Origin of the sequence: Streptomyces sp. CA-288835 (assembly GCF_050936385.1) — a bacterium.
Lineage (GTDB): Bacteria > Actinomycetota > Actinomycetes > Streptomycetales > Streptomycetaceae > Streptomyces.
Map to the genome: position 1 here is coordinate 2588414 of NZ_JBNJMW010000001.1, position 18996 is coordinate 2607409.

Annotated in this window: 21 protein-coding genes; 7 read left to right on the top strand and 14 right to left on the bottom strand. The window is 70.8% G+C overall.

What is annotated here, in order from left to right:
- Nucleotides 1–2: 2 nt before the first annotated feature.
- The 4 genes from ACQEVY_RS11690 to ACQEVY_RS11705 form a co-directional block, all read right to left on the bottom strand.
- Entirely contained in the window at nt 3–1979 is a 1977-nt protein-coding gene (locus ACQEVY_RS11690) for an ABC transporter permease (protein ID WP_432947544.1), read from the bottom strand.
- A gap of 24 nt (nt 1980–2003) precedes the next feature.
- Entirely contained in the window at nt 2004–2789 is a 786-nt protein-coding gene (gene modA, locus ACQEVY_RS11695) for a molybdate ABC transporter substrate-binding protein (RefSeq protein WP_432947546.1), read from the bottom strand.
- A gap of 58 nt (nt 2790–2847) precedes the next feature.
- On the bottom strand, nt 2848–3243 hold the full coding sequence (locus tag ACQEVY_RS11700) for a TOBE domain-containing protein (RefSeq protein ID WP_432947548.1): 396 nt from the start codon (nt 3241–3243) through the stop codon (nt 2848–2850).
- 80 nt (nt 3244–3323) lie between these two features.
- Nucleotides 3324–4082 (bottom strand): FHA domain-containing protein, encoded by a 759-nt coding sequence (locus ACQEVY_RS11705; RefSeq protein ID WP_432947550.1) that lies wholly within the window; start codon nt 4080–4082, stop codon nt 3324–3326.
- A 230-nt stretch (nt 4083–4312) separates the two neighbouring features.
- Here ACQEVY_RS11705 and ACQEVY_RS11710 point away from each other — a divergent pair, with 230 nt between their 5' ends.
- On the top strand, nt 4313–5248 hold the full coding sequence (locus ACQEVY_RS11710; RefSeq protein WP_432947552.1) for an alpha/beta hydrolase fold domain-containing protein: 936 nt from the start codon (nt 4313–4315) through the stop codon (nt 5246–5248).
- A gap of 14 nt (nt 5249–5262) precedes the next feature.
- Here ACQEVY_RS11710 and ACQEVY_RS11715 read toward each other — a convergent pair whose 3' ends face one another.
- The 5 genes from ACQEVY_RS11715 to ACQEVY_RS11735 all read right to left on the bottom strand — a co-directional run bounded on the left by ACQEVY_RS11715 (nt 5263) and on the right by ACQEVY_RS11735 (nt 10208).
- Nucleotides 5263–6213, bottom strand: coding sequence for a catechol 2,3-dioxygenase (locus tag ACQEVY_RS11715; protein WP_432947554.1), 951 nt, complete (start codon nt 6211–6213; stop codon nt 5263–5265).
- Nucleotides 6214–6238: 25 nt separating this feature from the next.
- The gene (locus tag ACQEVY_RS11720; protein WP_432947556.1) at nt 6239–7327 is read right to left on the bottom strand and encodes a 4-oxalomesaconate tautomerase; all 1089 of its coding nucleotides are present in this window, start codon (nt 7325–7327) and stop codon (nt 6239–6241) included.
- Between the two features lie 5 nt (nt 7328–7332).
- Nucleotides 7333–7989, bottom strand: a complete 657-nt coding sequence (locus tag ACQEVY_RS11725) for a GntR family transcriptional regulator (protein WP_432947558.1) — start codon at nt 7987–7989, stop codon at nt 7333–7335.
- A gap of 66 nt (nt 7990–8055) precedes the next feature.
- Entirely contained in the window at nt 8056–9504 is a 1449-nt protein-coding gene (locus tag ACQEVY_RS11730; protein ID WP_432947560.1) for a sensor histidine kinase, read from the bottom strand.
- Nucleotides 9501–10208: a response regulator transcription factor gene (locus tag ACQEVY_RS11735; RefSeq protein ID WP_432947562.1), complete on the bottom strand. Its 708-nt coding sequence runs from the start codon at nt 10206–10208 to the stop codon at nt 9501–9503. The genes ACQEVY_RS11730 and ACQEVY_RS11735 overlap by 4 nt, the downstream gene beginning before the upstream one ends.
- 155 nt (nt 10209–10363) lie before the next feature.
- Between ACQEVY_RS11735 and ACQEVY_RS11740 the strand changes: the two genes are divergently transcribed.
- The 3 genes from ACQEVY_RS11740 to ACQEVY_RS11750 are packed head-to-tail and all read left to right on the top strand — an operon-like array spanning nt 10364 to nt 12882.
- Nucleotides 10364–11701, top strand: a complete 1338-nt coding sequence (locus ACQEVY_RS11740) for a ferredoxin reductase family protein (protein ID WP_432947564.1) — start codon at nt 10364–10366, stop codon at nt 11699–11701.
- 13 nt (nt 11702–11714) lie between these two features.
- Nucleotides 11715–12146 (top strand): FMN-binding protein, encoded by a 432-nt coding sequence (locus ACQEVY_RS11745; protein WP_432947566.1) that lies wholly within the window; start codon nt 11715–11717, stop codon nt 12144–12146.
- A gap of 10 nt (nt 12147–12156) precedes the next feature.
- Nucleotides 12157–12882 (top strand): FAD:protein FMN transferase, encoded by a 726-nt coding sequence (locus tag ACQEVY_RS11750; protein ID WP_432947568.1) that lies wholly within the window; start codon nt 12157–12159, stop codon nt 12880–12882.
- A gap of 292 nt (nt 12883–13174) precedes the next feature.
- Here ACQEVY_RS11750 and ACQEVY_RS11755 read toward each other — a convergent pair whose 3' ends face one another.
- Together ACQEVY_RS11755 and ACQEVY_RS11760 are read right to left on the bottom strand one after the other, a co-directional pair.
- Nucleotides 13175–14095 carry an NAD(P)-dependent oxidoreductase gene (locus tag ACQEVY_RS11755; protein ID WP_432947570.1) on the bottom strand — a complete coding sequence of 307 codons (921 nt, stop codon included), beginning with the start codon at nt 14093–14095 and terminating at the stop codon, nt 13175–13177.
- A 64-nt stretch (nt 14096–14159) separates the two neighbouring features.
- Nucleotides 14160–14855, bottom strand: a complete 696-nt coding sequence (locus ACQEVY_RS11760; RefSeq protein WP_432947572.1) for a type 1 glutamine amidotransferase domain-containing protein — start codon at nt 14853–14855, stop codon at nt 14160–14162.
- A 265-nt stretch (nt 14856–15120) separates the two neighbouring features.
- On the opposite strand from ACQEVY_RS11760, the gene ACQEVY_RS11765 reads away from it, so the two are divergent.
- From ACQEVY_RS11765 to ACQEVY_RS11775, 3 genes are all read left to right on the top strand, one after another.
- Nucleotides 15121–15552 carry a hypothetical protein gene (locus ACQEVY_RS11765; protein WP_432947574.1) on the top strand — a complete coding sequence of 144 codons (432 nt, stop codon included), beginning with the start codon at nt 15121–15123 and terminating at the stop codon, nt 15550–15552.
- A 120-nt stretch (nt 15553–15672) separates the two neighbouring features.
- Nucleotides 15673–16326, top strand: a complete 654-nt coding sequence (locus ACQEVY_RS11770; RefSeq protein ID WP_432947576.1) for a DUF3105 domain-containing protein — start codon at nt 15673–15675, stop codon at nt 16324–16326.
- Entirely contained in the window at nt 16326–17015 is a 690-nt protein-coding gene (locus ACQEVY_RS11775; RefSeq protein WP_432947578.1) for a DUF305 domain-containing protein, read from the top strand. Before ACQEVY_RS11770 ends, ACQEVY_RS11775 begins: the two co-directional genes overlap by 1 nt.
- 188 nt (nt 17016–17203) lie before the next feature.
- On the opposite strand, the gene ACQEVY_RS11780 is transcribed toward ACQEVY_RS11775, so the two are convergent.
- Genes ACQEVY_RS11780 through ACQEVY_RS11790 form a run of 3 tightly spaced genes read right to left on the bottom strand, consistent with a single transcriptional unit; the run spans nt 17204 to nt 18902 of the window.
- Entirely contained in the window at nt 17204–17836 is a 633-nt protein-coding gene (locus ACQEVY_RS11780) for a methyltransferase family protein (RefSeq protein WP_432947580.1), read from the bottom strand.
- Nucleotides 17833–18567: a cation transporter gene (locus ACQEVY_RS11785; RefSeq protein WP_432947582.1), complete on the bottom strand. Its 735-nt coding sequence runs from the start codon at nt 18565–18567 to the stop codon at nt 17833–17835. The genes ACQEVY_RS11780 and ACQEVY_RS11785 overlap by 4 nt, the downstream gene beginning before the upstream one ends.
- Nucleotides 18567–18902: an ArsR/SmtB family transcription factor gene (locus tag ACQEVY_RS11790; protein ID WP_432947584.1), complete on the bottom strand. Its 336-nt coding sequence runs from the start codon at nt 18900–18902 to the stop codon at nt 18567–18569. The genes ACQEVY_RS11785 and ACQEVY_RS11790 overlap by 1 nt, the downstream gene beginning before the upstream one ends.
- Between the last annotated feature and the right edge of the window lie 94 nt (nt 18903–18996).

Consider the following 18996-nt stretch of genomic DNA (forward strand, 5'->3'; position numbering starts at 1 on the left):
GGTCACAGGGCGACGACCGTCGTCTCCGTCGCCTTGATGCTCGTCCATACCGACACTCCGTCCGCGAGGCCGAGTTCGGTGGCCGCCTGGGGGGTGATCTCCGCGATCACGTCCGGTGCCCGGTCCGAGGTGATGAGGACGCGGAGTCTGCTGCCGGTGGCGGTGATTTCGCGGACGGTGCCGGGCCAGACATTGCGGGGGCTGCCGCTGGGCCGCTCCCGGTGGACGCCGACCGCTTCGGGGGCGATGATCGCGAGGGCTTCGGTGCCCGTCGGCAGTGGGTCCGCGATCACCAACCGGCCGCCGCCGTCGGCGAGTTGGAGGCCGTCGGCGGTCGCCGTGCCGGGCCAGGCGTTGCGGCCGAGCATGCGGGCCACCCACGGTGAGCGCGGATGCCGGGTGACTTCGGCGGGCGGGGCGTCCTGGACGGCGCGGCCCTCGTCGAGTACGAGCACGCGGTCCGCTAGCGACACCGCCTCGACGGGATCGTGGGTGACGATCAGGCAGACCCCGCCGAAGCCTTCGAGGTGGCGGCGCAGGGTGTGCCGTACCTGGGCGCGGGTGGTCTGGTCGAGCGCGGCGAGCGGTTCGTCGAGGAGGAGGAGCCGGGGACGTACGGCCAAGGCCCTTGCCAGAGCGACGCGTTGGGCCTGGCCGCCGGACAGCTGGGCGGGTTTACGGTGCGCGAGGTGGCCCACCGCGAGCCGGTCGAGCCAGTCCTGCGCGACGCGACGGGCCTCGGCGCGCGGGACGCCGTGGGCGCGGGGGCCGTACGCCGTGTTGGCGAGTGCGGTCAGGTGCGGGAAGAGCGCGCCGTCCTGCGGAACCCAGGCGACTGCCCTGCGGTGCGGGGGCAGCGGGGTGACGTCGGTGTCGCCGAGGCGCAGAGCGGCGTGGGCCCGGGGGGTCAGGCCGAGCAGGGCTCGCAGCAGGGTGGTCTTGCCCGCGCCGTTGGGGCCGACGACGGCGATGGTGGTGCCGGGGTCCGCGTCCAGGACGAGCTGGGTGAAGCCGGTGACTTCAGCGTGCAGGGACCAGCGTTCCTGGTCCACTTCTTTGTACGAAGCCGGGGGTTCGGCGGTGTCGGTGGGTGAACTCCCTTCCTCCGCCGGCGGCTTGGGCGGGTGCGGGCGAGCGCTGCCCGGCGTGCCCGTGAAGCGGCCGCGCAGGGCGACGAGGACCGCCATCGCGATGGCGAGCAGCAGCAGCGAGACGGAGGTCGCGGCCTCAGGGTTGTCCTGGAGCAGCAGGTACACCTGGAGGGGCAAGGTCTGCGTCGAGCCCGGAAGGTTGCCCGCGAAGGTGATGGTGGCGCCGAACTCGCCGAGGGCACGCGCCCAGGTCAGTGCGGCTCCGGCGACCAGGCCGGGGGCCACCATGGGCAGCGTCACCGTGCCGAACACCCGTAGCGGCGAGGCGCCCAGGGACGCGGCGGTCTCCTCGTAACCGCGTCGAAGTCCGGCGATCGCCCCTTCGAGGCTGATCACCAGGAAGGGCATCGAGACGAACGTGGCGGCCACGACCGCGCCCGAGGTGTGGAACGGCAGCGTGATGCCGAAGGTGTCCTCCAGCCAGGGCCCGAGCAGCCCACGCCGCCCGAAGGCGAGCAGCAGCGCGACGCCGCCGACGGTGGGCGGCAGCACCATCGGCAGCAGGACGAGCGAGCGGACGAGGGCCTTGCCGGGGAACGGTACGCGCGCCAGCAGCCAGGCCAGCGGAACACCGAGCACGAGCGACAGGCCCAGCGACCAGAACGAGACGACGATGGAGAGCTTCAGCGCCTCGCTGGTGCCCGGGCTGGTCAGATGCCCGCCCAGCTCACCCCATTCGGTACGGGCGAGGACGCCGGCCAGCGGGAGGAGCAGGAAGGCGATGGCCAGCAGGGCGGGGAGGGCGAGGGTGAGGGGCGTACGGGAAGTACGGGAGGAGCGGGCGCGGCCGGTCCCGGGGCCCGGCTCGGCGCGGCGTACGACTTTCATGACTGGCTACGGCTCATCGAATCGTCAGGGCTTCTCGAAGCCCGCGGTGCGGAGGATCTTCTGGGCCTGCGGCGAGGACAGCCACTTCACGAAGGCCGTGGCCGCCGCGGAGTGCTGAGACTCCTTGAGGGTGGCGGCGGGGTAGGAGGCGATGGCGTTCTGGTCGTCGGGGATGGTGATCGCGTCGGTCTTGTCGGGGGCCGTGGCCGCGTCGGTCTTGTAGACCATGCCCGCGTCCGCCTCGCCGAGTTCGACCTTGCTGAGCACGGCGCGGACGTTGGGCTCCTCGGAGACCGGTTTCACCGTGATGTTCCGGTCGGCCAGGACCTGCCTGCTGTAGCGGCCGACCGGCACCTCGGGTGCCGCGAGGACGACCTTTGTCTTGCTGTCCGCGAGGTCCTCTAGGCCCGCGATCTTGTTCGGGTTTCCCGCGCCTACGGCGATGACCAGGCGGTTCTTGGCGATGACGGTCGGCGTGCCGATGTCGGCCTTCAGCCCGTTCATCGTCTGGGTGTCGGCCGTGACGAGTACGTCGGCGGGGGCACCCTGCCTCACCTGCGCGGCCAGTTCCTGGGATCCGGCGAAGGAGAAGGTCAGCTTCGTACCCGGGTGCTCCTTCTCGTACGCCGCGCCCGCGCTCTTGAAGACGTCGGTCAGGGAGGAGGCGGCCAGCACGGTGAGGTTGGCCGTGTCCGAACTGCCGCCTGTCTGCTCGGTGTTGGCGTCGTCGCCGCAGGCGGCGAGCGAGCCGAACAGCGCGGCGGCGGTGAATACGGCGGCGACGCGGCGCCCTGGGCGGAGGAGGGACATGCCGTGGTGCTCCTTGCGAGGGCGGCGGGAGGTGCCGGGGGCCGAGCCCAGCGCTTGATCAGGCACGGTCGATGTGCACATTGGTCGACTTCACGCGGGCGGTGGCCTGCATACCGACCTCCAGGCCCAGCTCCTCGACGGCCTCTCGGGTCAGCAGGGAGACCAGGCGGTGCGGGCCCGCCTGTATCTCGACCTGGGCCGCGACATCACCCAGCTTCACGGCGGTGACGATGCCGGGGAACGCGTTGCGCGCCGAGGTGTACGGGTGCTCTTCCTCACCGGTGCCGCTCTGCGCGAGCTCGACGGAGAACGCGGCCAGATCACGCCCGTCGACGAGGCGACGGCCGCCTTCGTCGCGGTGCGTCGCGATACGGCCGGCGTCCGCCCAGCGGCGCGCGGTGTCGGCACTGACACCGAGCATCCGGGCCGCCTGCCCGATGGTGTAGGACTGCATGTGCGCCAGATTAGGCGGTGCTGCCTCGCATCTGCAATGGCGGACTGGGCCTACGCCCAGCAAGTGCCGGTTCCGTACGTCTAGTCGATCATTTCCAGGTCCGGCGGGACGAGGGTGGTCGATTCGACCAGCCCCCTGAGGAGGTTGTGCAGGAGGTTGTTGTCGGTGGGTGCCCCGGAGTCCTTGTCGTGGATCAGCGGGTAGGGGAAGCCGCCGTCGTGGAGACGCTTGCGGACCTCCGTGATCTTGTGCTCGATGCGGCGTTCGGTCCAGTGGTCGTCCGGGCGCAGGCACTCCAGCAGGCGGGCGGCCCGACGGTAGGACAAGGGGCGCGGGCCGTCCTCGTACAGCAGGTAGTGCTGGCCGATCACGACCAGCAGCAGCCGCTCCTCCGGGGAGAGCGGCCAGATGTGCGGCTTCACGGTGCTCGCCTGGCGGCGCGGTACGAGGCCGGGGGCGTCGTGGCCCGTCACATACAGCTCCACCAAGTGTTCCCGGTATCCCGAGCCCCGCACGAACAGCGGGGTGTAGCCGGGGGTGAGCGGGATGGGTTCGGTGCTGGTGTGCATCAGGCGCCCCTGCGGCAGGCGGACGAGCTGCTGTCCGGTGTTGCGCAGCCACCATTGGCTCGCGCGGTACGTGAGTTCGCCGTGCCGGCGGCTGACCCGCAGGTCGTCCTCGCCCACCGCGAGGTCCACGTCCGTTTCCTCACCGCGGCCGAAGCGGATCGTCAGGCCCGGTCGGGGCGGGACCCTGATACCGCCGGTCAGTGAGCGTGCGTGCAGGGTGCCTGGACTGGCTTCGGCGACACCGCGCGCCAGACTCGCGAGCTGGTCCATGGTGGCCTCCATCTGTGTTCTCGGTGTCGGGGAGTAGGTCGGGTGGGGTGCGCGTCCCCCTCCGCCGCGCACCCCGGCGCCAGTGTGCCCGCGGGCATACGGGACCGGTCCCCGGCGATGTCGTTCCACGGCATCCACGGCTACTATCGCCCCCACCCGTCAATCGCCAGGAAACCTGATGATTGACCTCGACAAGAACTCGACGAGAAACAGTCCTGGAACGGAGCCGTATGTCCCTCTTGGCCAGGCCGGCGGTGGCCTCCTTCGCCGCGAAGCTCATGCAGCGTCTGCTCGGCCTCGCGATCGGGCGGTCCAGCGGGCGGGGTTCCGCGGCCTCGTGGCGTGCGCGGCTTCCCGAGTTTCCGCGCGACGTCCGCGAGTTGACGGTACCGACGTCCATAGCTCCGGCCCCGGTCGTGGTGTACATGCCCAAGGTCGAGGGTGGCGTACTCCCGCCGGTCCACGTCAACTTCCACGGCGGCGGATATGTGCTGCCGGGGGCGGAGATGGACGACGCGCTGTGTCGTTACCTCGCCGCGGAGGCGGGCGTGGTCGTGATCAACGTGGATTACGTCGTCGCGCCGCAGCATCCGTTCCCCGCCGCGCCGAAGCAGGCGTACGAGGTCGTCCGCTGGGTGGCCGCGCACGGCGCCGAACACGGCTGGGACGGCAGCCGTCTCACCGTGGGCGGGCAGAGCGCCGGCGGCGGTCTCGCGGCGGCGGTGGCACGTCAGGCCCTCGGGGCGGGCGGGCCCGCGATCGCGCTCCAGGTCCTCCACTATCCGCCGCTGGACCTCGCGACGAGCGCCAAGGACAAGAAGGCCCACATCCCCAAGCCGGCCTTGCGCCCGTGGATGGCCGAGATCTTCGACAACGCGTACGTGCCGGACCCGGCCCAGCGCACCGACCGCCTGGTCTCTCCGGCCAACCCGGCGGACACCGCCGACCTCACGGGCATCGCCCCGGCGCTCGTCATCACCGCGGAGTACGACCTCCTGCGAGCCGAGAGCGAGCTGTACGCCGGGCGGCTGTACAAGGCAGGGGCGCTGGCCGAGCACCACGTCGTACTCAAGGCCGACCACGGCTACGACCTCAGGGACGCCGAGGCCGCCCGGCCGGTCTACGCGCTGATGGCGGACCATGTGCGGCGGGCCGTCAACGCGTAGGAGAGCGTGGGGAGTTACTCGACCGGTGGGGTGCCGTGCGTGTGGAAGGACTCGATGGTCTTCAGGCCCCAGGCCTGGCCCTTCTTGCGCTCTTCCTCGGTCCAGGTGATCAGGGGCCAGTCGGGGGCCAGGACGAGGCGGGTGAGCGGGTTGCACAGTTCGACGCGGTTGCCGCCCGGCTCGTATACGTACAGGAAGAACGTCTGCTGGATGGCGTGCTTGTGCGGGCCCGTCTCGATGAACACGCCCGTGTCCAGGGCGAGATCGGCGGCGCGGAGGATGTCCTCGCGGGTGTCGGTGGCGAACGCGATGTGGTGCAGCCGGCCGCGGGAGCCGGTCCAGTCCTCGGTGTAGACGACGTCGTACGACTTGTTGGTGAACGTCAGCCACTGCGCGGCGATCCTGCCGCTGTCGAGCCGGATCTGCTCGGTCGGGCGGGCGCCGAGGACGTGTTGCTGGAAGTCGGCGTTCGCGGCGACGTCGGCGGCGAGGTAGTTGACGTGGTCGAGGCGGCGAACGGCCACGCCGTGGCCCGGCTTGGCCTGGGGCTGGTTCTTCAGGCCCGGCTTGAGCGCCTCCGGGGCCTGGTACCACTCGGACTCCCAGTACAGGGCGATCTCGTGGCCGTCCGGGTCGGTGGTGATGTAGAGCGGGCCGAGGCCGGGTTCGTCCTCGGTCCAGTTGCCCTCGTGGCTGGCGGACGCCAGCTCCTTGACCCTGCGTTGCAGGGCCTCCTCGCTGGAGGTGCGCAGTGCGGTGCGGCGGATTCCGGAGGTCTCGTGGGCGGTGAGGACCAGACTGTGGTGCTCGTAGTCGTCCCAGGTGCGGAGGTAGACGGAGTCGCCGCGTTCGCCGTTGATCGTCAGGCCGAGGTAGTCGGTGAAGAAGGCCAGGCTGCGGTCCAGGTCGGGGGTCAGGAGTTCGACGTGGCCTAGGTGGGCGATGTCTCCGAGGGGCGGTGTCATCGGGGCTCCTTGGAAAGGGAGTTGTTCAGGAAGGGGACGCGGTGCCTGCCGGGCGAGCGAAGACGGTGCCGTCGAAGATCTTCCGTGCGGTACGTACGACAGCGGTCCGGCGGGCCACCGGGCGAGGGCCGTCGACGTCGACGCCGGCCTCGATGTCGAGGAACCCGGTGGGGTGCTCGATGCGCAACCGCTCCCCCGCCACCGGGAGTTCGGCCACGTCCTGGCCTACGCCGCCCTCGATCCGCAGCCCGGCGGCGACACTCGCGGCGGCCAGGACGCCGATGGACGCGTGGCAGCGGACCGGGAGGAAGGTGCGGGTCATCACCGCGCCGCCGTGTATGGGCCGGGCCAGCAGGCTGAGCTTGGGCACGGTGCTGCCCTCGACCTCGCCGAGGCCCATCAACTGGCCTGCCGCCAGGCGGATTTCACGGAGCCGGTCGGCGAGGGCCTGGTCCTTCTCCAGGTCCTCCGGGTCCTCGTAGCCGGTGATCTTCAGGGAGGAGGCGGCGATCAGTACGGTCGGCATGCCGTTGTCCACGCAGGTCACCGGGATGTCGGTGAGGGTGTCGCGCACCTTGCCGGTGGGCAGCAACGGGCTTCCGTCCGGCGGGAATTCGAGGACCACGGGAGCGGCGGTGCCCGGCACGCCGGAGATCTCGGCGGAGCCGGTGTAGTCGACACGTCCACGAAGGGTGGGGAAGGTCGCGGTGGCCAGTCCCCCGGTGTTGAGCATGCGGATCCGTACGGACGTCTCGTCGTCCGCGGGGGCGACGAGCCCGCGCTCGACGGCGAAGGGGCCGACACCGGCAAGGAGGTTGCCGCAGTTCTGACGGTCGGACACCTCGCCGGTCTCGACGCCGACCTGGAGAAACAGGTAGTCGACGTCCGCGGCGGGGTCGGCAGAGGCCGACACCACGGCCACCTTGCTGGTCAGGGGGTGCGCACCGCCGAGCCCGTCGATCTGGCGTGGATCGGGGCTGCCCATGACGCGCAGCAACAGGTCGTCGCGTACGGCGGGTTGGGAGGGAAGGTCCCCGGCGAGGAAGTACGCGCCCTTGGAGGTGCCGCCGCGCATCAGCATGCAGCGCACCTCCTCGGGCCCGCCGGTCGTCATCGCCGTCAATCTCCCTCACGTAGCGCGTCGATCACGCTCGCGAGGTGGGCGCGGGCGGCCGCGTCGGCGGCCTGGGCGTCTCGGGACCTGATGGCCTCGATCATGGCCAGGTGTTCGTTCACGGACTGCTGGGGGCGTCCGGGGCGCAGCGCCAACTGGAAGCGGTGGCGCACGAGTTGGGCGTTGAGCCGGTCCAGGAGTTCCCCGGCGACCTGCTGGCCGGAGAACTGGCGGATCTTGGCGTGCAGTTCCTGGTTGAGCCCGGAGTAGGTCATCGGTTCGCCGTCGGCGACGGCCTTGCTCATCGCCGTGCCGAGGTCGGCCAGTTCGGTCAGCTGGTCGTCGGTGGCCACGGCGGCGGCCTTGGCCGCGCACAGCCCTTCGAGGACCATGCGGCACTCGGTGATGGCGACCGCTTCCTCGACCGTGACCAGGCGGACCCGTGAGCCGCGGTTGGGGATCCGCTCGACCAGACCTTCGGCCGCCAGATCGATCAGTGCCGCGCGCACACTGGCCCGTGTCACACCGAACTGCTCGGCGAGTTCGTTCTCCACCAGCCGCTGGGCCGGTGACATCTCGCCGCGCAGGATCGCCTGCCGCAGCCGCGCCAGCGCGTGCTGTTTGGCCTGCTCTCCGCTGCTCGGCCTGGCCTCGTTCGCCACGGTCTCTCCCTGAGTGAGTGCCTGTCGACCGTAAATCTAGGCGAACAAGATTGTCAACGATTTCGTTTACTCTCCGGTCGTCCGCCCGAGCGGCAGCCTGATCGTGAACGTCGTCGAGCCCGGGCAGCTGGTCAGATCGAGGGTGCCGCCGTGGGCGCGGGCCAGTGAGCGCGCGACCGCGAGGCCGAGGCCGCTGCCGCCCCGGTCGCGGCTGCGGGCCTTGTCGACGCGGTAGAAGCGGTCGAAGACCCGGTGCTGGTCGGCGGCCGGGATGCCCGGTCCGGCGTCGGTGACCCGTACGACCGCCATGCCGGACTCGACGCACACCTCGGCCGACACCTTCGTACCGGCCGGGGTGTGCACGGCGGCGTTGGACAGCAGGTTGTCCAGCACCTGCCGGATGCGCAGCGGGTCGAGCCGCAGCCTGACCGGGTCGGGACCGGCCGTGACGGTCATCGGGTGGTCCGTCCGGCCCGCGCGGAAGGCGTCCGCCGCCTGCTGCACCAGCTCCACCAGGTCCACCTCTTCCAGCCGCAGCGGCGCCTCCACATCGGCGGCGTCCAGGCGGGCGAGCAGCAGCAGGTCGTCCAGCAGTACGCCCATCCGCGCGGCCTCGGTCCGCAGCCGGGCCAGGTGCTTGTCGCGCTCCTCGGGATCGTTGGCCGCCGCGTACTGAAACAGGTCGGCGTAGCCGCGGACCGACATCAGGGGCGTACGCAGCTCGTGCGAGGCGTCCGCGACGAAACGGCGCAGCCGCTTTTCGGCCTCCGTGCGGACGGCGAGCGAGTCGTCGATGTGCTCCAGCATCGTGTTGAACGCGGTGCGCAGCTCCTCGACCTCGGGGCCGCCGCTGCGCCCGTCGTGGCGTACCGGGAGCCGTGCCGAGTCCGTCAGGTCGTGCGAGGTGATGCCGCGGGCCGTGTGCGCTATGTCGCTCAGCGGCTTCAGACCGCGCCGCAGCATCCCCCGGCCCGACACCACGAGCGCGAGAAGCGCGAGCCCGAAGGCGACGGCCTGGATCAGGACCAGCCGGCCCACCGTGTCGTCGATGCCGTGCATGGGCGCGGCGCTGACCAGGATGGTGCCGGGCTCGAACTCGCAGGCGCGCAGCCGGTAGCTGCCCTTGCCCTCGAGATCGTCGGTGCGCAGGACCTCCTTCTCCGAGGACATCTGCGCGCGGGCCACCGCGGTGAAGCTGCCGACGTCCTTCGGCAGGTCACCGGGGTCCTCGGGCTTGCGGAGCACGGGTTTGCCGCCCGACACGTCGTACACGGCGTAGAACCAGCTGTAGTACTTCTTTCCCGTGAGCGTGCCGTGTTCCTCGATGTTCTTGGACTGGGCGATCTGTCCCTGCGCCAGCTGTTCGTCGAGCTGCGTCGACAGGTAGTCCCGCATGTACGTCGTCAGCGCCGTACCGACGACCGCGAACACCATCAGGGACAGCACACCCAGACCCAGCGCGAGCCGGGTACCCAGGCGCATCCTGCGATAGCCACACTTCAGCCGGCCGATCACTCGGCGACCTGCCGCACCACATACCCGACGCCCCGCACGGTGTGGATCAGCGGAGTCCGGCCGTCGACGCCCTCGTCAGGCCCGTCGAGCTTGCGGCGCAACCGGCTGACGACCAGCTCCACCACGTTGGAGCGGCCTCCGAAGCCGTACTCCCAGACGTGGTCGAGTATCTGCGCCTTGGTCAGCACGGTCGGCGACTTGCGCATCAGATAGCGGAGCACCTCGTACTCGGTCGGGGTGAGCGTCAGCAGCTTCTCGCCGCGCCGCACCTCGCGGGTGTCCTCGTCCATCGTCAGGTCGGCGACCTGGAGCACGGAGCGCTGGAAGCCGGGTCCCGCGCTGCGGCGCAGTACGGTGCGCAGCCGGGCCATGAGCTCCTCCACCGCGAACGGTTTGACCAGGTAGTCGTCACCGCCCCGGGTGAGGCCCGCGATCCGGTCGGCGACGCCGTCGCGGGCCGTGAGGAACACGACCGGCACCATCGTCCCGGACAGCCGGAGCCGGTCCAGGACACCGAATCCGTCCAGGTCGGGGAGCATCAGGTCGAGCACCACGATGTCGGGGTGGAACTCCGTGGCCTGACGCAGCGCCTCCTCACCGGAGTACGCGGTGACCGCGTCCCAGCCCTCATAGCGGGCGACGGTGGCGACCAGGTCGGCGATGGGCGGATCGTCGTCCACCACGAGAAGACGTACTTTTTCCACTCGCTCATAGTGCTTCACATGGCTCCTGACGCCATAGCCGTCCGCTCTCTAAGACTCACATCGATAAAAACTTGAAAGTTGTCAGACAGCTAAACGACAGCTCCCACCAGGCAGGCTCGGTATCCCCGGATCACTGATCGAGGAGTTGCCGTCCCGTGACGACTGTCCAACACGTCAGACCCCCCACACCGGCGATACGCCCCAAGGTGGTGGCCCGCACCGGCCTGTACGCCCTGCTGGCCGCGAACCTCGCCGTGGTGACCGCGTTCTTCATCCAGGCCGGCTTCAACTCGAACGCCCTCATCGTCCTGGGGCGGCTGACCGGCCTGTACGCCGCCCTCCTGATGGCCTTCCAGCTGCTGCTCGTGGCCCGGCTGCCGTGGCTCGACCACCGGATCGGCATGGACCGGCTGACCTCCTGGCACCGCTGGGTCGGTTTCGGCCTCCTGTGGTCGCTGCTGGGGCATGGCGTGTTCATCACCTTCGGCTATGCGCAGTCCTCGTCGATGGACCCGGTGAGTCAGCTCGTGGACCTCGCCGAGACCGTCGAGGGCGTGCTGCGCGCGATCGTCGCCCTGGGGCTGATCATCGTCATCGGCGCGGTCTCGGCACGCTGGGCCCGGCGTCGGCTGGCGTACGAGACCTGGCACTTCATCCACCTCTACACATACGTCGCGGTGGTGCTGGCGTTCACGCACCAGGTCGCGGCCGGCACGACCTTTGCGACGAACTCGACGGCCACGGCGTACTGGTACGCGCTGTGGGGTGTCGCGCTCGGCTCGGTCTTCGTGGGCCGGCTCGTACTGCCGCTGTGGCGCAACTGGCGGCACCAGCTGCGCGTCTCGGCCGTCGTCCCCGAGTCCGACAACGTCGTGTCGGTCTACATCACCGGCCGCGATCTGGACCGGCTGCCCGCGCGGGCCGGCCAGTTCTTCCTGTGGCGGTTCATGACCAAGGGCCGCTGGTGGCAGGCCAACCCCTTCTCGCTGTCCGCCGCCCCCGACGGCCGGAGCCTCAGGCTGACCGCGAAGGCGGCCGGCGACGGCACGAAGGCGCTTCGGCATATGAAGGTCGGCACGCGGGTGTTCGCCGAGGGCCCTTACGGCGCCTTCACCACGATGCACCGCACCCGGCCCGACGCCCTGCTCATCGCGGGCGGCGTCGGCGTCACCCCGATCCGGGCCCTGCTGGAGGACCTGCACGGCCACGCCGCCGTCATCTACCGGGTGGCCACGGACCAGGACGCGGTGCTCTACGACGAGCTGCGCGAACTGGCCCACGCCAAGGGCGCCCACCTGTTCCTGGTCAGCGGCCCGGCCACGCCGGACAAGCTGTCGGCGACCGAACTGACCCGGCTCGTCCCCGACATCACCGACCGGGACGTCTACGTCTGCGGCCCGCCCGGCATGACCGGCGCCGTCCTGCGCACCCTGCGCGACCTGGACGTGCCCAAGCAGCAGATCCACTTCGAACGCTTCAGCCTGGCCGGATAAGAGGGACCACACCATGAAACGAGCACTACCTGTCCTGGTCCTGAGCGCCGCGGCCCTGATCCCGGTCTGGCGTTACGCACCGTCGACCGACACCGCGTCGTCGAGCACCGAGGTCGCGGCACCGGCGCCTTCCGCGTCTGCTTCGTCGGGCTCGGGCTCTTCGGGGTCCTCCGGCTCGGGCACGTCGAACCAGGTCATCGCGGGGTCGACGCTCAACACCGAGAAGGGCCCTGTGCAGGTCGAGGTGACCTTCGAGGGCGACACGATCAGCTCCGTACGGATGCTGCAGCAGCCGAACCATCCGCAGACCGAGGCCGCCGTGCCGAAGCTGATCGAGGAGACGCTCGAGGCGCAGAGCGCCGACATCGACACGGTGTCCGGCGCCACGATCACCAGCGAGGGCTACGTCACGTCCCTCCAGGCCGCGATCGACGCGAAGGGCTGAGGGGCTGCGCGTGCGCCGGGTCGAGCACATCATGGGGTTCCCGATCTCCGTACGGATGGACGAGGGAGAAGGGAACGCCGCCGAGGCCGCGGACCGGGCCTTCGCCTGGCTGCGCGAGGTCGACGAAAGGTTCAGCCCCTTCAAGCCCGACAGCGAGGTGTCGCGGCTCGACCGGGGTGAGCTCGAACTGAGCGAGGTGAGCCCGGAGTTGGCGGAGATCCTCGACCTGTGCGAGCGGTACCGGGTCGCGACCGGGGGCGCCTTCGACGTACGGCTGCCCGGTCGCGGCCTCGATCCCTGCGCCATGGTCAAGGGCTGGGCGGTACAGCGGGCGGCGGACCTGGTGACGGCGACCGGCGCGTCCCGCTTCTGCCTGAACGCCGGCGGCGACGTGGTCGCGGCCGGCGGCCCATGGCGAGTGGGCGTACGACACCCCGAACAGCCCGACAAGCTGTGCACGATCCTGGACGTAACGGACCACGCCGTGGCCACCTCCGCCCGCTACGAACGAGGCGACCACATCCTCGACGGCCGCACCGGCCTCCCGGCCACGGGCCTCCTGAGTGTGACGGTCGTGGCCCCCTCCCTCACAGAAGCGGACGCCACGGCAACGGCGGCCTTCGCGATGGGCCCAGAGGGCATCGACTGGGCCGCCGCGCGGGAGGGTTGCGAGGTGTTCGCGGTGGACGCGGAACGGAAGGTGTTCCGGACGAAGGGGGTTCCGGTGGCGGGGTGACGGGGGGCGTGATGGGGATTGGGTACGGCTCCGGGGCCTGAGTACGCGGTTGTACGCGGACTCAGGTGGATGGGTCCTCGCCGGGTGCGGGGTCGGGTTCGAGAGCGGGTTCGGAGTCGGCGCCGCACGCGGCAATTCGCGGCCTCAGGTGGACGCGTCCTCGTCGGGATCGGGGGTTCGGAGCCGGCGCCGCACGCGGCGGTACGCGGCCTCAAGTGGACCGTCCTCGCCGGACGCGGCATCGCGTGCGAAACCGGGTCGGACCCGGCGCCGCACGCGACGGTACGCGCCCTCAGGCAGACGAGCCCTCGCCGGGTGCGACAGACGGTTCGGAGTCGGCGTCGAAGCTGGCGAAGTACGCGGCCGCCATGTCCTCGTCGGCGTGGCCCTGGGCGGCGGCGCGTTGCATGCGGGCGGCGCTTGCGGCGGCGACGTCGAGGCGTACGCCGTGCTGCTCGCCCGCCTCGACGATCAGCCGGGCATCCTTGGCGGCGGTCGCCACCGCGAACGCGGCCGGGGAGAGCTGACCGCCCAGGATGAGCCCGGCCTTGGCCCGCAGATATCCCATGTCGAGCGGGCCGCCGTCGATGACGTCGAAGAAACTCTGCGGGTCCACACCCAGCGCCTGGGACAGCGCGAGTACCTCCCCGGTCGCCGCCGTCGCCGCGAGAACCCAGCTGTTCGCCACCAGCTTCAGCCGGGTCGCGCTGCCGGCCGCGCCGTCCTCACCGGTCCACACCGTACGGGCGCCCACCGCGTCGAAAACGGGAGTCACCGCGTCCCGGCCCTCGACCGGCCCCGCGGCCAGAACCTGCAACTGGCCGGCCTCGGCGGGCTGCCGGGTGCCCAGCACGGGCGCATCGTAGAAGACCAGCTCGTGGGCGCGGGCGAAACCGGCCAGCTCACCGACGCCCTCGATCCCGGCGGTGGTGGACTGCACCCACGCCATGCCCGGACGCAGCGCGGGCGCGGCCTCGCGCATGACCTCCAGGGCGGCCGGCCCGTCGTACAGCATGGTCAGGACGACATCGGCACCGGTCACCGCCTCGGCGGGAGTACCGGCGATCTGCGCCCCGTCGCCCGCGAGGGGCTCGGCCTTGGCGCGGGTACGATTCCAGACACGTACGGTGTGCCCGGCTTTGACGAGGTTACGGGCCATCGCGGCACCCATGATCCCGGTGCCCAGGACGCCCACGGTGAGCTGGTCGGTCATGACGTCAACTTCCCTGTATGTACGGTGCGTTGGTCGTGGTCGGCCTTGGCCGGCCCTGTTCGGCTCAGCCGAGCCTCTTGAGCAGCTCGGCCGCGAGCGTGCCGGAGGAGGCGGGGTTCTGCCCGGTGACGACGTTCCGGTCGGCCTCGATGTGCGGCGCCCAAGGCTCACCGACCTCGACCTTCAGCCCGGCCTCGATGAGCCGGTCCTGGAGCAGCCACTTGGCCTTCTCCGCGGTGCCGGCCAGCCGCTCCTCGGCGTTGGTGAAGGCGGTGACCCGGTAACCGGCGTACGCGTTGGCACCGTCATCCTTCGTCGCGGCCAGCAACGCGGCAGGCCCGTGGCACACCACGCCCACCAGCATGCCGCTCTCCACCGCCCGGGCGAGCAGACGCCCGGAGTCGGCGTCGACCGCCAGATCCTCCATCGGCCCGTGCCCGCCGGGAACGTACACCGCGTCGAAGTCATCGAGACGCACATCGGCCACCGCGACCGGACTACGGAACTCGGCGGCGCCCTCCACGACACCCCGAACCGCCGCCGCGTTCTCCGCACCCCCGTTGACCTCGGGGCTCAGGCTGGCGCGATCGACGGGCGGCACGACACCACCGGGCGTGGCCACGGTCACCTCGTGCCCGGAAGCCTTGAACGCCTCGTAGGGGACGGTGGCCTCCTCGGCCCAGAACCCGGTGGGATGCGTGCTCCCGTCGGCCAGCGTCCACTGATCGGCGCCGGTCATCACGAAAAGGATCTTCGCCATTTTTTGTACTCCCTGGGAATTGCTGCTGGGTGATCCTGACCATCGGTCGCCACTCTCACAGGGCGCCACCACCGGGTACGCCCTGACGACACCCACGACGCTAGTCCCCACCCGGCGTCCGCGTGACCTCGCCCTGGACTCCAGCCGCCTTACCCTCCTCCACGACTCGACGGAACCCCTGCTGAGAATGCTGTTTCTCGTGCGCCGCTGAGCGTCCAGGCGAACGCGCCGACTCCTCCACAGGAACCGCCTAACATCACCTGTGATGGAGAGCCGGAGACAGCACACGGCCCGCGGAACGCGGTGGACTACGCGGGTCGCGGCGTTCTGCCCTGCCGTGTCCGTGCTGCTCGCAGCGCTGGCGATCTGTCTGGGGGTCACGGCCCACGGCCAGAGCGCCCCGGCCATCGCCTCCATGACCACCGTGTCCGCCGCTGCGATCCCGGCGGGCGCACCGGCAGGACATCACGGGACCACAGCCGCGCACTCGTCCGACTGCCTGCCCGGCGATGCGTGCTGCCGCCGGGCCACCGAGAGTCTGCGAGCCGTCCTCGCCACTCCCGCCCAGCCCCTCCCAGCGGTCCTGTCCCGAATGCCGGACCTTCCCCGGCTGCCGGACACCGCCTCACGCTCCCCGGGACCCGCGCCGACCTGTCACGCTCCCGACCTCCACGTCCTCCAGGTGCAACGGACCTAGACGGATGCCCGGCGCCGTGCGCGCTCGCGCACGGGCAGCCGGCTTCCGCCCATCGACTCCCACACCTGCACCCACCGCCGCGCGACGACACCGCGCGGCGGGGACGAGGAACACACAGCCATGAGCAAGACGAGCAAGAAGGCGGCCGCCGAGGCGCGGCGGGCCAAGATAGAGGAGATGCGCCGCGCCGAGAAGGCCCGCGAGCGCCGTAACCGCATCATCACCATCACCCTCAGCACGGTCATCGTCGCCGGGCTGGTCGGGTGGGGCGGGTACGCCCTCAACAGCGCCAACGAGAAGGACGAGCAGCAGGCCGCCGCGAAGAAGAAGCCCGTGCGCGGCGAGAAGACCTGGGACAAGAAGAAGCTCGGCCAGAACCACGTCCAGGGCGCCGTCGACTACCCGATGAACCCGCCCGTCGGAGGCGACCACAATCAGGCGTGGATGACCTGCGACGGCACCGTCTACACCAAGCCCATCACCAAGGAGAACGCCGTCCACTCGCTCGAGCACGGCGCGGTCTGGATCACGTACAACGACAAGGCCGCCGACGCCGACGTCAAGGCACTGAGCGACAAGGTCTCCAGCACCCCGTACACGCTGATGAGCCCGAGCGAGGACCAGTCCGGCACCATCATGCTGTCGGCCTGGGGCACGCAGCTCAGCGTGGACAAGGCTTCCGACCCCAGGGTCGAGCAGTTCTTGTCCAAGTACGTCCAGGGCTCACAGACCCCCGAACCCGGCGCCGCCTGCGCAGGAGGCCTCACCGTCTGATGAGCGATACGACTGTGACGGAACCGGACGTGACCGCTTCCGACGACGCACCCGTCCGCCAGCCCTCCCCCGTCCCATGGGCCGTCGCCGCGGTGGCGGTTCTCGTCGCCCTGGGGCTGGTGTTCTGGCTGGTGGCCGCTCCCGGTGGCGAGGACACGTCCGACGTGCCCACCACCGCCTCCTCCGACGCGGGCTTCGCCCGCGACATGGCCGTCCACCACCAGCAGGCCGTCGAGATGTCCTTCATCATCCGCGACCGCACCGACGACGAGGACGTGCGCCGCCTCGCGTACGACATCGCGCAGACCCAGGCCAACCAGCGCGGCATGCTGATCGGCTGGCTCGACCTGTGGGGCCTGCCGAAGACGTCCGCCGACGGCTACATGGCCTGGATGAAGGGTGATGGCCACATGGGCCACGAGTCGAAGGGCGGCTCCCTCATGCCCGGCATGGCCACGGATGCCGAACTCGACCAGCTCGGCAAGGCTCAGGGCAAGGACGCCGAGGTCCTCTACCTCCAGTTGCTGACCGACCACCACAGGGGCGGCGTCACCATGGCCCGCGCCTGCGCCGAGCAGTGCGAGGTCTCCCAGGAGCGGCAACTGGCGCAGGGGATGGTCGAGGGCCAGCAGTCGGAGATGAGGCTCATGGCCGACATGCTCAAGGAGCGCGGTTCGGCGCCGCGTTGATACGGCCGTCCGTCGAGCCCTGGTGGCCGGGGGTTCCCGATCCCCCGGCTACCAGGGCGGTGCCGGCCCGCCCGCGGCTGCGGGGCTGAGGAAAGGAGGGCGACCGAGGGTCTGCGCGCCTTGCCTTGGGGACCATCACGCGCACTGGCGCGTACGGCTGCTCGCCCGGCCCTGACGTACTGCTGCGGCTACGGGGCGTCCTTCGTGGCCTCGGCCCGCAGCCGTCCGATGCCGGGGAGGAAGCGGCCCGCGGTTGCCGCGTAGTCGAGGTAGGCAGGGCCGTGTACCGCCCTGAGGTAGGGCTCCTCCACCACGCGTACCTGCAGTTCGACGGCGATCACCAGGGCGGTGAGGGAGGCGAGCGCCGGGGCATTCGGCACCATCAGGGTGAGTCCGAGACCGGTGACGGCCATGGCGGTGAAGATCGGGTTGCGGACGTGAGCGAAGGGGCCGCCGCGGACGAGGGTGGTGTGCTCGGCCTGGTCCACGCCCACGCGCCACGACGCTCCCATGGCCCTCTGGGCGACCAACGTGCCCGCGACGCCGAGCAGGGCGATCACCGCGCCGGGCCCGTGCACGGCGGGGGCCTCGTTGACGAGGACCGGCAGGCCCGCCAGGGTCGCGGCCGGTGCGGCGGCGGCGCCGAGGAGAGCGACGACGAACAGGACTCCGGCCCACCAGGAGGCCGAACCGGGAGTGCCCGACAGGCCGCGGAAGCCCGAGTCGCCGGTGCGACGGCGCTGGATGAGTGTGCGTACGCCGAAGGCGGAGAGCAGCCAGATCCCGTACAGCGCCAGGGCTGCCCAGGCCCAGCCGGTCACCGGGGACCCGCCTCCTTCGCCGGGGCGCAGCACGAGCAGCCCGGGCCGCAGCCGCAACTGTCCTGTTCCTCGGACTCGTTGATACCTCGGATGGGCACCGCGCAGCAGTTTTCGCCGCGCCAGGCCCCTCGGCCTTCCTTGACCGCAATGGCTGCGATGACGAGGGCGGCGATGGGATCGGCCCAGGTCCAGCCGAGGAGAGAGTTGGCGAGCAGGCCTACGAGGAGGACGGCCGACAGGTAGGTGCACAGCAGGGTCTGCCGGGAGTCGGCCACGGCGGAGGCGGAGCCCAGTTCGCGTCCCGCGCGGCGCTGGGCGGCGGACAGGAACGGCATGACCGCCAGGGAGAGGGCGGCCAGCACAATGCCCGGGGTGGAGTGCTGGGCTTCGCCGGTGCCGGTCAGGGCGCGGACGGAGTCGACGGTGACGTACGCGGCGAGGGCGAAGAAGGACAGCGCGATGATGCGCAGCGCGGTCTTCTCGCGGGCCTCGCGAATGGCGTGGTCCGCAGCGGAGAACTGCCAGGCCACGGCCGCCGCCGAGGAGACCTCGATGACCGAGTCCAGGCCGAAGCCGATCAGGGCGGTGGAGGAGGCGAGGGTGCCGGCGGTGATGGCGACGATCGCCTCGATGACGTTGTACGTGATGGTGGCCGCGACCAGCAGGCGTATGCGCCGGGCCAGTTGGGCCCGTCGGGTCGGCGCGGGCCCGAGGGTGATGGACGTGGTCATCAGCAGCAGCCCTCCTCTTCGGCGTCCGGGCAGGTACGGTCGGCCTCGACGGCGAGGACCGCGCCGCGCAGGTCGTCCAGCGCGTGGCCAAGGCGGACGTCGGCCAGCTCGTAGCGCACGCGTCGCCCTTCTGGGACGGCGACGACGATGCCGCAGTCGCGCAGACAGGCGAGGTGGTTCGAGAGCCGGGTGCGCGAGATCTCCAGCCGGTCGGCCAGGTCCGCCGGGTGCGCGGAGGCCTCCCGGAGTGCGAGCAGGATGCGGCAGCGGATCGGGTCGGCGAGCGCGCGGCCGAAGCGGGCCAGGGCGTCGATGTCGGAGGCGATGGTCAGCACTCTTCGACGGTACACGGATTCCTGAATTCAGGAAACCCTGTATTCCCGGCCGCGCCCGGAGCCGCCCTCGCCCGCCGCCCGGCACCCGGCACCC